The following is an 11,597-nucleotide window of genomic DNA, read 5'->3' as shown; positions in this document are numbered from 1 at the left end:
CCCCAGATGTGCTTGTGCGCGTCCGCGGCCTTGATGTTCTTGCCGCCGGTGCCGATTGCTGCGACCAGTTCGATCTCATGGTGCAGGTTGCCCGTGAGCGTGGGGTAGGGCATGCGGGCGGTCTGGCCCGCATCCACCACGACGATGGTGTCGGCCGGTTTGAGAAAAAAGAAGGGCGGCTCGCGGCCGGTGAAGCCCATCTCTTTGGCGTGTTCCTCGTAGTTGCGGCCCACGCAGTAAATGCGGTGCACCGGGAAGCGTTCGGTGCGACCGACCACGGGCACGGACACAACGGGGGGCGGGGTGAAGACAAAGCTCATCACAGACCTTTCGGGGGAAGGAGGGGAGGTGACCGAGTATAGGAATGCGCGCACGGCTCGGTGTGTCGCCGGGCCGGTGTATCGTGTGGGCATGGAGACCGATGCACCCGCCGTGGCCCACGTCGCCGTGACCACGCCCCCGCAAGGCCTGACGCTTCGGCGCGTGGCCATCGACACCTGGCGTGAGAACGTGGCCTACCTGCACCGCGACTGTGCAGTGGTGCGGGCCGAGGGCTTCCAGGCCCTGTCCAAAGTGGAGGTGCGGGCCAATGGCAAGCGCATCCTGGCCACGCTGAACGTGGTGGACGACGTGTCCATCGTCGGTTGCGGAGAGCTGGGGGTGTCCGAGGACGCGTTTGCCCAGCTGGCAGTGGCCGATGGACACCCAGCCTCGGTTGCGCAGGCCGAGCCGCCCGAATCCATTCCGGCGCTCTTCCGCAAGATCAATGGCGAGCGGCTGGGGCGCGAGGACTTTCACGCGGTCATCTCGGACATTGCCCAGCACCGCTATTCCAAGATCGAGCTGACCGCTTTTGTGGTGGCTTGCAACCGCAGCGAGTTGGACCGCGAGGAGGTGGCCTTCCTCACCGAAGCCATGGTGGCCACCGGCCGCCGGCTGGACTGGCAGCAGCCCCTGGTGGTGGACAAGCACTGCATCGGCGGCATTCCGGGCAACCGCACGTCCATGCTGGTGGTGCCCATCGTCTCGGCATACGGTCTGGTGTTTCCCAAGACGTCTTCGAGGGCCATCACCTCGCCGGCCGGCACGGCCGACACCATGGAGGTGCTGGCCCGTGTCGAACTGCCCTTTGAACAGCTCACCGGAATCGTGCGTGAGCACCACGGCTGCCTGGCCTGGGGCGGCACGGCCGACCTCTCCCCGGCCGACGATGTGCTCATTTCGGTCGAGCGGCCGCTGGCGCTGGACTCGCCGGGGCAGATGGTGGCGTCCATCCTGTCCAAGAAGATCGCGGCCGGGGCCACCCACCTCGTGCTGGACATTCCCATTGGCCCGACAGCCAAGGTGCGGTCCATGCCCGAAGCGCAGAAGCTGCGCCGCTTGTTCGAATACGTGGCCCAGCGCCTGCACCTGTCGCTGGAGGTGGTCATCACCGACGGCCGCCAGCCCGTGGGGCGCGGCATTGGCCCGGTGCTGGAAGCGCGCGACGTGATGCAGGTGCTGGAGTGCGACCCGGACGCGCCCAACGACCTGCGGCAGAAGTCGCTGCGGCTGGCTGGGCGCCTGATCGAATGCAGCCCCGACGTGCGCGGCGGCGACGGTTTTGCGATCGCGCGCGACATCCTCGACTCGGGCCGTGCGCTGGCGCAGATGCGCGCCCTCATCGCGGCGCAGGGCTCGCACGGGTTCGACCACCACCATCCCGCGCTCGGGGCGCTCACGCTGGACGTGCCGGCACCTTGCGACGGCGTGGTGGTCGGCATCGACAACCTGCAGATCGCGCAGATCGCCCGGCTGGCCGGCGCGCCCAAGGTGCAGGGCGCGGGCGTGGACCTGTGCGCCAAACTGGGCGACCCGGTGCGCGCTGGGCAGACGCTGTACCGCGTGTACGCGGCCTACCCGGCCGATCTGGAGTTTGCCCGCCAGGCCTGCGCGCGCAGCAACGGCGTGAGCCTGGGTGAGGCGGGGCAGGTGCCTCAAGTGTTTGTGGAGTTCTGATGCTGTTGTGTTTTGACGACGAAAAGGCGATTGCCCAGCGGGCCGCTGATGCGGGTGGGCTCGCGCTGGCGGTGATCGAGCGGCACCGCTTTCCCGACGGGGAGCTGCGGTTGCGCCTGCCCGACCCGCTGCCCACCCACGTGGTGCTCTGGCGCGGTCTCCACCAGCCCAACGAGAAGCTGGTGGAGCTGTTGCTGGCCGCGCGCACCGCGCGCCAGCTCGGCGCGCGGCACCTCAGCCTGGTCACGCCTTACCTGGCCTACATGCGCCAGGACATCGCGTTCAACCCCGGCGAGGCGGTCAGCCAGCGCATCGTCGGCGCCTTCCTGGCGGAGCTGTTCGACGCGGTCATCACCGTGGACCCGCACCTGCACCGCGTGGCCACGCTGGAGGAAGCCATCCCCGTGCGCGACGCCATCGTGCTCAGCGGCGCGCCGCTGCTGGCTGACCACATCGCCACCCAGCGGCACGGCGTGCTGCTGATCGGACCCGACGAGGAGTCCGCGCAATGGGTGGCCCAGGCTGCACAGCGCCACGGGTGGACCAGCGCGGTGTGCCGCAAGACGCGCCACGGCGATCGCGCGGTCGACATCGAATTGCCCGACCTCCTGATCGCTGGGCGCGCGGTCGTGTTGATGGACGATGTGGCCAGCTCCGGCCACACCGTGGCCCAGGCCGCGCGGGCCTTGCTGCGGGCCGGCGCCGCGTCGGTGGACGTTGCGGTCACGCATGCTTTGTTCGCGGCCGGCGCCATCGACCTGTTGCGCCAGGCCGGCGTGGGCCAGGTCTGGAGCACCGATGCCATTCCCCACGTCAGCAATGCCGTCAGCATCGTGCCTGCGGTGGTTCAGGCTCTGCACACCCTTCGCACGCGCTGATCCGCGCCACCGGCCACACCACAGACTGCATCACTGAACCGTCACTCCAGCCGTTTATCCTCGCCTGCCATGAAGCTCTACAACTACTTCCGCTCATCCGCGTCTTTCCGCGTGCGCATCGCGCTGGCCCTCAAGGGGCTGCCCTACGAGTATGTGCCCGTGCACCTGGCCAAGGGCGAACACAAGCAGCCCGCGTATGGTGATGTGTCGGCCGACCAGCTGGTGCCCTTGCTGGAGCTGGACGATGGCACACGGCTGTCGCAGTCCATGGCGATCATCGAGTACCTGGACGAGGTCTACCCCGAACCCGCGCTGGTGCCGCACGATCCCATCGGCCGCGCCCGCGTGCGTGCGCTGGCGCAGTCGATCGCCTGCGAGATCCACCCCATCAACAACCTGCGTGTGCTCAAGTACCTCTCCAGGGAACTGAAAGTGGACGAAGACACCAAGAACACCTGGTACCGTCACTGGGTGCGCAGCGGGCTCGAAGCCTTCGAGCGCCAGCTGCAGCAGCTGCCCGCCGGGCGCTTCTGTTACGGCGACACGCCCACCCTGGCCGACTGCCTGCTGGTACCGCAGATCTTCAATGGCCAGCGTTTCAACACGCCGCTGGACGGCTTGCCGCGCACCATGGCCGCGTTCGACGCCTGCATGGCCTTGCCGGCGTTCCAGCAGGCCCAGCCTTCGGCCTGCCCGGACCACGAAGCCTGATGCCGATGCCCGAAGACTGGCTGGTGCCCGACTGGCCAGCGCCGAGCCATGTGAAGGCCCTCTTCACCACGCGGACGGGCGGGGTGTCGGCGGCGCCCTTTGACAGCTTCAACCTGGGTGACCATGTGCGCGACGACCCTGCGGCCGTGCAAACGAACCGCGCTCGCCTCGGGCAGTGGCTTGGAGCGCGCCCGGTGTTCTTGCAGCAGGTGCACGGCACCGCGGTCGCCACGCTGGACGCGCACACGCCCGACGGTACCGTGGCCGATGCCTGCGTCACCGCTCAGTCCGGCGTGGCCTGCGCGGTCATGGTGGCCGACTGTCTGCCTGTACTGTTCACCGACACGGATGGCACGGTGGTGGCCGCTGCGCACGCCGGCTGGCGCGGTCTGGTGGGGGCGGGGGCCGATGTGCCCGGCCAGGGGGTGCTGGAAACCTGTTGGGCCGAGATGACCGCGGCGCTGCGGCGCCAGCAACCCCTGGGCACCAGCGAGCAGATGGCGGGCCACACACTGGCCTGGCTGGGGCCGTGCATCGGTCCCCAGGCGTTCGAGGTGGGCGAAGAGGTGCGAGCCGCCTTCTTGGCCTGGAGCGGTGATGCGGCCAGCTGTTTCCAGCCACTCCCTGCAAGGGGCAAGTACCTGGCCAACCTGCCGCAACTGGCGCGCCTGCGCCTGCAGGCCATGGGCATCACCCGGTTGTTCGGCAACGACGGCACACCAGCCTGGTGCACCGTCACGCAGGCTTCACGGTTCTTCTCGCACCGGCGCGACGCCGCCCGCCTGGGCAGCACCGGTCGCATGGCCGCCTGCATCCACATCGGGTGACGCAGTGGCTTGCCGACGCGCTGCGTTTTCGGCCGCTTCGCGTGCTTTGATTGCCTTGCGGCGTCCCGGCGCCCTCATCAGGTAAACCACCAGTGCGACCGGCAGCAAACCGTACAAAAAGAAGGTCACAATGGCTCCGAGAACGGTGCCCGTCGTGTTCGACGCTTCGGCCACCGACATCATCAGCACCACATACATCCAGGCAATCACCACCAGGTACACAGCGTTCCTCGCGCAACGGGTTGGGGTGTTGTCAGCTTGCTGGAAGCAGGTCGATCAACACTAGGGAAAACCCCGGTCCTCTCCCCAGAGGGAGCCGATCATAAGCCGCAGGGCAAAACCAATGGAGACACGTATGACATCTGGGAAATCCCAACCTCAGCCTTGGCTGGAGGCTGCACAGCAGTTCCAGCAAAACCTCATCAGCCAATGGACGCAGGCGGCGCAGGCCTTTCCGGGCGCCGCCGCGCACATGCCAGCGGGTACGCCCGCGGCCGATCCCTTCGCCGCTTTCAAAGCCTTCATGCCGCAAGCCGGCGCGGCCAATCCGTTTGGCATGGCCATGCCGCCCATGGGCAACCTGCCGGGCCTGGGAGATCTGTTCAACCAGGCGGCCGGGCAAAAGGTCAGCTTTGATCCGGCCAAGCTGCTCGAACTCCAGAACACCTATCTCAAAGACGTTGCTGGTCTGTGGAACCAGGGCCTGGAGGCCAAGCCCCAGGGCGACCGCCGCTTCTCCAGCGAAGCCTGGGCCAGCAACCCGGTGGCGGCCTTCTCGGCCGCGGCCTACCTGCTCAACGCCCGCACGCTGATGGCCATGGCCGAGGCCGTGGAAGGCGACGCCAAAACCAAGGCGCGCGTGCGCTTTGCGGTGCAGCAGTGGATCGATGCCAGCGCACCGAGCAACTTCCTCGCGTTCAACGCCGAGGCGCAGAAAAAGGCCATCGAAACCCAGGGCGAGAGCATCGCCAAGGGTGTGGCCAACCTGCTGCACGACATCAAGCAGGGCCACGTGTCCATGACGGACGAAAGCGTGTTCGAGGTGGGCAAGAACGTGGCCACCACCGAAGGCGCCGTGGTGTTCGAGAACGAGCTGTTCCAGCTGATCGAGTACAAGCCGCTGACGGCCAAGGTCTACGAGCGGCCATTCCTGCTGGTGCCGCCTTGCATCAACAAGTTCTACATCCTCGACCTGCAGCCCAGCAACTCGCTGATCCGCTACTGCGTGGAGCAGGGACACCGCACCTTTGTGGTGAGCTGGCGCAACCCCGACGAATCGCTGGCCCAGGCCACCTGGGACGACTACATCCAGAACGCGGTCATCCAGGCCATTGGCGTCACGCAAGACATCACCGGCGCCGAGACCATCAACGCGCTGGGTTTCTGCGTCGGCGGCACCATGCTCAGCAACGCGCTGGCCGTGCTGGCCGCGCGTGGCGAAACGCCGGTCCACAGCGCCACCTTCCTGACCACGCTGATCGACTTCAGCGACACCGGCATTCTGGACGTCTTCATTGACGAAGCCTTCGTCAAGATGCGCGAGATGCAATTCGCGCAGGGCGGGCTCATGCCGGGCCGCGACCTGGCCACCACCTTCAGCTTCCTGCGCCCGAACGATCTGGTCTGGAACTACGTGGTGGGCAACTACCTCAAGGGCGAGTCGCCGCCCCCGTTCGACCTCCTGTACTGGAACTCCGACGCGACCAATCTGCCCGGTCCTTATTACGCTTGGTACCTGCGCAACATGTACCTGGAGAACAACCTCATTCAACCCGGCAAGACCACGGTCTGCGGCGAGAAGATCGATTTCCGCAAGGTCAAGCTGCCGGTCTACATCTACGGTTCGCGCGAAGACCACATCGTGCCCATCGGAGGTGCCTACGCCAGCACCCAGGTGTTCCCGGGCAAGAAGCGTTTTGTGATGGGCGCTTCTGGCCACATCGCCGGCGTGATCAACCCGCCCGCCGCAGGCAAGCGCAGCCACTGGATCGGCCCCGAGGGGAAGTTCCCGGCCGATGCCAATGACTGGATCGCCAGCGCCACCGAACACAAGGGCAGCTGGTGGACCGACTGGGCCGCCTGGCTCAAGCCGCTGGCGGGCAAGCAAATTGCTGCGCCCAAGACCTACGGCAAGGGCAAGACCTACGCCGCCATCGAACCGGCGCCGGGGCGCTACGTGAAGGCCAAGGCCTGACGGCATCCCGCTCGGGCTGTGCCTGGCAAGGCCCTGGCACCACGACTGCAAGCGCCTCGACCCGTTCGGGGCTAACGGATTGTTTCAAAACCCCAAGAGGAAAAACATGGAAGACATCGTCATCGTTTCAGCCGCCCGCACCGCTGTGGGCAAGTTCGGCGGCTCGCTCGCCAAGACCCCGGCCACCGAACTCGGCAGCATCGTCATCAAGGAGTTGCTGGCCCGTACCGGATTGCCCGTCTACGCGATCGGCGAAGTGATAATGGGCCAGTTGCTCGCCGCTGGCGCAGGTCAGAACCCGGCCCGCCAGGCCATGATGAAAGCCGGTGTGGCCAAGGAAACGCCGGCCCTGACCATCAACGCCGTCTGTGGCTCGGGCCTGAAGGCCGTGATGCTGGCCGCACAGGCCGTGGCCTGGGGCGACAGCGAGATCGTGATCGCCGGTGGTCAGGAAAACATGAGCGCCAGCCCGCACGTGTTGCAAGGCAGCCGCGACGGTCAGCGCATGGGCGACTGGAAGATGACCGACACCATGATCGTGGACGGCCTGTGGGACGTGTACAACCAGTACCACATGGGCATCACCGCCGAGAACGTGGCCAAAACCCAGGGCATCACCCGCGAAATGCTGGAGGCCCTGGCTGCCGGCAGCCAGCAGAAGGCCGCGGCCGCACAGGCCGCCGGCAAGTTCAAGGACGAGATCGTCGGCGTGAGCATCCCGCAGCGCAAGGGTGACCCGATCGTTTTCAACAGCGACGAATTCATCAACGCCAAGACCACCGCCGAAGTGCTGGCCGGTCTGCGCCCCGCCTTTGACAAGGCCGGTTCCGTCACCGCTGGCAACGCCTCGGGCATCAACGACGGCGCCGCCGCGGTGATGGTGATGAGCGCCAAGAAAGCCGCCGCCCTGGGCCTGACGCCGCTGGCGCGCATCGCCGCTTTCGGCACCAGCGGCCTGGACCCCGCCACGATGGGCATGGGCCCGGTGCCCGCCTCGCAGAAGGCCCTGGCCCGCGCGGGCTGGAAGGCGTCGGACGTGGACCTGTTCGAACTGAACGAAGCTTTCGCTGCGCAGGCCTGCGCCGTGAACCAGGCGCTGGACATCGACCCGACCAAGGTCAACGTCAACGGTGGCGCCATCGCCATCGGTCACCCCATCGGTGCGTCCGGCTGCCGCATCCTGGTGACGCTGCTGCACGAAATGCAGCGCAGCGGCGCCAAGAAGGGCCTGGCCGCGCTGTGCATCGGCGGCGGCATGGGCGTGTCGCTGGCGGTGGAGAGATAACCCCCCCCGCGCCGCCTTTGGCGTCACCCCCCAGGGGGCGGTGCGTGTGGCCCGGCAAAGCCGGTTCCACCGCACCACTTGAACAAGACACTTTCTTCGATTTTTTCTGCCATTTCGGCACCACCAAGAGGAGCACATAACATGAGTCAAAAAGTTGCATACGTCACCGGCGGCATGGGCGGCATCGGTACCGCCATCTGCCAGCGCCTGCACCAAGAGGGCTTCAAGGTCATCGCCGGTTGCGGCCCGACGCGCGATTTCACCAAGTGGCTGGACGAGCAGAAGGCCCTGGGCTACACCTTCTACGCCTCGGTCGGCAACGTGGGCGACTGGGATTCCACCGTCGAAGCGTTTTCCAAGACCAAGGCCGAGCACGGCACCATCGACGTGCTGGTCAACAACGCCGGCATCACCAAGGACCGCATGTTCCTGAAGATGTCCCGTGACGACTGGGACGCGGTGATGAACACCAACCTGGACTCCATGTTCAACGTGACCAAGCAGGTCGTGGGTGACATGGTCGAAAAGGGCTGGGGCCGCATCATCAACATCTCGTCGGTCAACGGCGAGAAGGGCCAGGCTGGCCAGACCAACTACTCGGCCGCCAAGGCCGGCATGCACGGTTTCTCGATGGCGCTGGCGCAGGAACTGGCCACCAAGGGTGTGACGGTCAACACCGTGAGCCCGGGCTACATCGGCACCGATATGGTCAACGCCATCCGCCCCGACGTGCTGGAAAAGATCGTCGCCACGGTGCCGGTCAAGCGCCTGGGCAAGCCCAGCGAAATCGCTTCCATCATCGCCTGGCTGGCCAGCGAAGAGGGCGGCTACGCCACCGGTGCGGACTTCTCGGTCAACGGCGGCCTGCACATGGGGTGATGGCTCCCCCCGCGCCGCGCCTGCGGCGCGTCACCCCCCAGGGGGCGACATCTGCGGCCTGGCAAAGCCAGTTCCACGATGTCCTGGACGAAGACCCTTCGTTCTCCCAGACCCGCTTCGGCGGGTTTTCTTTTTTCAGGACTCGATGTCGGGCCAGAGCGGGGCGGGGCGGCTGGTGGTGAACTCGCGTTCGCGTGGCGGCGGAGGCAGCGAGAACGAGATGGTGGCGCCGGCGTCGATCTGGCCTTGCGCCCAGATGCGGCCGCCGTGGCGGATCACGATGCGGCGCACGGTGGCCAGGCCGATGCCGTCGCCCGGAAACTCTTTGGCCGAATGCAGGCGGGTGAAGGGCTGGAACAGCTGGCTGGCGCGGGCCATGTCGAAGCCCGCCCCGTTGTCTCGCACATGCACGATCAGCGAGCCGTCGGCCTGCGGCTGGCCACCGATCTCGACCAGGGCCGGCTCGCGGTGCGCGCTGTACTTGACGGCGTTGTTGATCAGGTTCTGCAGCAGGCTGCGCAGCAGGTGTTCGTCGGCCCAGACGGTCATGCCGGCTTCCACGTGGCATTGCAGGCGGTGGTTGCCGCGATCGATCTCGAAGGCCTGGCAGATCTCGCGCGCCATGGCCGACAGGTCCAGCCAGCTCGGTTGCAGCGGGATCTCGCCGATGCGCGAGAGGTTCAGCAGGCTCTCGACCATCTGCGCCAGCTGGTGGGCCGATTTGCGGGCGCGCTCCAGCAGATCGGCCGCCGTCGGGTTGAGCGATTCGCCGGCTTCTTCCACCGCCAGGGCGGTGTAGGCCTCGACGGCGCGCAGCGGTGCTCGCAGGTCGTGCGAGACGGTGTAGTTGAAGCGCCGCAGTTCGTCGGCCGCATCGTGCAGCTCGCGCGTGCGCTCGGCCACGCGCTGTTCCAGTTCGTCGTTGAGCTGGCGCAGTTGCTGTTCGGTGTGGATGCGGCCGGTCACGTCGCGCGAGAGCCAGATCACCTGTTCGGGCGGCTCGTCCGGCAGGCGGTCATGCTCGGCCGGCGTGCCCGCCGCGGGGCGCTCGATCACGGCGACCCGTGCTTCGAACCAGTGCTTTTCGCCGCGCACGTCGTCCAGCTCGCTCTCCAGCGTCTGCACCTCGCCGGTGGACAAGGCCCGGCGGATGGTCTGCATGTAGGTGTTGACCATGTCCGCAGGGCGGTGGTCCTGCAAACGCTCGCCCACGGGGATGGTCATGGGGCGGTCGCTGCGGGTGGCCGGCCGGCCCATGATTTCCAGCACCTGGCCGTTGGCGTCGAGCACGTAGGCGGTGTCGGGCACAGCGTCTGCGTACGCGCGCAGCCGCGCCTCGCTGGTCTGCACTTGGTTGAACGCGGCCCGCACGCGCGACCACATCCAGAACAGCGTGATCACCGTGGCCGCCATCAGCACACCGGTGGCCGCCACGGCCAGCAGGTCCAGCCAGCGCTTGGACCGGAAGTCGCGCTGCAGCTGGGTCAGCACCTGCTGTTCCAGCTGGTGGGCCTGGTTGTTGGTGTCCAGAAGGCCGCGTTGCAGTTGCAGCAGGGTGGCTTCATCCTGGGGCGCCTGCGGGTGGGTCAGGGGGATCAGCTCCAGCGCCTTTTCGCGCAGGGCCAGCGCCACGGTGCGGGCGTCGCCTTCCAGCGCGCGCGAGCGGGGCAGGCCGGTGAGGCCGCCTTCCCCATCGAGCAGCCGCTGGGCCGATGCCGCGATGTTTTGCAGCAGCAGCGGCACTTCACACACGTCGTCCTGTGCCTGTGCGCCGCAGCGGGCGCGTTGCGACGGGTCCTGCTGCTTGACCAGTTGCAGCGCCTGCGCCGCCTGGCGCTGGATCAACAGCAGCTCCTGCATGGGCGCCACGCCACGGTCGATGGTGCGCTCCGCCATGCTCACGCCCACGATCAGCAGGACCTGCATGAACAGGCCAAAGCCGAGCACCGTGGCCACCGCGATGCGGAAGGGGCGCGAAAGGGGGGCAGTGGGCTTGGGGGGAGAAGGCGGTTGCGGTGCGTTCATGGTGGGCTCGGACGCTCACGGCGAGTCGGGCGGCATTTCTTCGCTGGTGAAACCAAAGCCCCTGACCAGCGCCTGGTGCTCCTCGGTGCCCAGATAGCGCTGCAGGACTTCGTCCATCGCATCGCGCAGCGGCAGGTCGTCGTGGCGGAACACGAAGGCCGGGAACCCGGCGGGCGCGTCGCCGAGCGTGCGCACCTCCAGCGCCCACTCCGGGTGGGTGGCCACCAGTTGCCAGGCGGTCACGGCCGAGATGGCCAGCGCGTCGGCATGGCCTTCGGCGACCGAGCGCAGCCCCCGGTCGGCCCGGGGCACGGTGCTGATGCGTTCGGGTGGCACGCCGGCCTGGGCCAGCAGACCGTTCTCGGTCGCTTCGTGCACGGTGACCCACAGGATGGCCGAAGCCCGTTGGAGATCGGCTGTCACGGGTTTGAGCGGCACCCGTTGTTCGCCCTGGCGCACGATCACGGCCGGGCGCACGCGGGCGGTGGGGCGGGTGAAGGCAGCCAGGCGTTGCCGTTCGGGGGTGACGAACATGCCGGCCGCGATGGCGTCGATGCGGCCGAGTTGCAGTTCGGGCAGCAGGCTCGCGAAATCCATGCGCACCCAGTCGATGCGTTCGATGCCCAGGCGCTGAGCCATCAGGCGGAAAATTTCTGGCGCTTCGCCGGTCACCTGGCCTTGCGCGTCCACGTAGGCATAGGGCGCCTCCACCGCGAAACCCACGCGCAGGCTGCCGCCGCGCTGCAACTGCGTGGCCGCGCCAGGCGGCGCGCTGGTGTACACCAGCCACAGCGACAGGC

General features: G+C 67.3%; 11 protein-coding genes. 7 read left to right on the top strand and 4 right to left on the bottom strand.

The window, feature by feature from the left end:
• Positions 1–320 (bottom strand): fumarylacetoacetate hydrolase family protein (locus tag ACR2JA_RS08175; protein ID WP_434008599.1); only part of this gene is annotated, 320 nt, incomplete at its 3' end.
• 91 nt (positions 321–411) lie between these two features.
• Here ACR2JA_RS08175 and ACR2JA_RS08170 point away from each other — a divergent pair.
• The 4 genes from ACR2JA_RS08170 (at position 412) to ACR2JA_RS08155 (ending at position 4,414) form a co-directional block, all read left to right on the top strand.
• On the top strand, positions 412–1,998 hold the full coding sequence (locus ACR2JA_RS08170) for a thymidine phosphorylase family protein (protein WP_434008598.1): 1,587 nt from the start codon (positions 412–414) through the stop codon (positions 1,996–1,998).
• A complete protein-coding gene (locus tag ACR2JA_RS08165; RefSeq protein ID WP_434008597.1) occupies positions 1,998–2,876 on the top strand; it encodes a ribose-phosphate diphosphokinase in 879 nt (292 codons plus the stop codon). Before ACR2JA_RS08170 ends, ACR2JA_RS08165 begins: the two co-directional genes overlap by 1 nt.
• Before the next feature lie 69 nt (positions 2,877–2,945).
• On the top strand, positions 2,946–3,587 hold the full coding sequence (gene maiA, locus ACR2JA_RS08160; RefSeq protein WP_434008596.1) for a maleylacetoacetate isomerase: 642 nt from the start codon (positions 2,946–2,948) through the stop codon (positions 3,585–3,587).
• Positions 3,588–3,592: 5 nt separating this feature from the next.
• A complete protein-coding gene (locus ACR2JA_RS08155; protein WP_434008600.1) occupies positions 3,593–4,414 on the top strand; it encodes a polyphenol oxidase family protein in 822 nt (273 codons plus the stop codon).
• On the opposite strand, the gene ACR2JA_RS08150 is transcribed toward ACR2JA_RS08155, so the two are convergent.
• On the bottom strand, positions 4,334–4,636 hold the full coding sequence (locus tag ACR2JA_RS08150; RefSeq protein ID WP_434008595.1) for a hypothetical protein: 303 nt from the start codon (positions 4,634–4,636) through the stop codon (positions 4,334–4,336). The genes ACR2JA_RS08155 and ACR2JA_RS08150 overlap by 81 nt on opposite strands.
• A 133-nt stretch (positions 4,637–4,769) precedes the next feature.
• On the opposite strand from ACR2JA_RS08150, the gene ACR2JA_RS08145 reads away from it, so the two are divergent.
• The 3 genes from ACR2JA_RS08145 to phbB all read left to right on the top strand — a co-directional run bounded on the left by ACR2JA_RS08145 (position 4,770) and on the right by phbB (position 8,772).
• Complete coding sequence (locus ACR2JA_RS08145) at positions 4,770–6,608, top strand: PHA/PHB synthase family protein (protein ID WP_434008594.1); 1,839 nt, start codon at positions 4,770–4,772, stop codon at positions 6,606–6,608.
• Positions 6,609–6,714: 106 nt separating this feature from the next.
• Positions 6,715–7,893: an acetyl-CoA C-acetyltransferase gene (locus ACR2JA_RS08140; protein WP_434008593.1), complete on the top strand. Its 1,179-nt coding sequence runs from the start codon at positions 6,715–6,717 to the stop codon at positions 7,891–7,893.
• Positions 7,894–8,034: 141 nt separating this feature from the next.
• Positions 8,035–8,772 (top strand): acetoacetyl-CoA reductase, encoded by a 738-nt coding sequence (phbB, locus tag ACR2JA_RS08135; RefSeq protein ID WP_434008592.1) that lies wholly within the window; start codon positions 8,035–8,037, stop codon positions 8,770–8,772.
• A gap of 135 nt (positions 8,773–8,907) precedes the next feature.
• Here the strand turns inward: phbB and ACR2JA_RS08130 are convergent, their stop codons facing one another.
• Positions 8,908–10,797 carry a sensor histidine kinase gene (locus tag ACR2JA_RS08130; protein ID WP_434008591.1) on the bottom strand — a complete coding sequence of 630 codons (1,890 nt, stop codon included), beginning with the start codon at positions 10,795–10,797 and terminating at the stop codon, positions 8,908–8,910.
• A gap of 15 nt (positions 10,798–10,812) precedes the next feature.
• Positions 10,813–11,597: transporter substrate-binding domain-containing protein (locus tag ACR2JA_RS08125; protein WP_434008590.1), on the bottom strand; the 785-nt coding region annotated here is incomplete at its 5' end.

Source organism: Hydrogenophaga sp., assembly GCF_051007235.1.
In the GTDB taxonomy this organism is placed as follows: Bacteria; Pseudomonadota; Gammaproteobacteria; order Burkholderiales; family Burkholderiaceae_C; genus Hydrogenophaga.
Note: the sequence above shows the minus strand (reverse complement) of the source record. Positions and strands in the feature narration are given on the sequence as shown.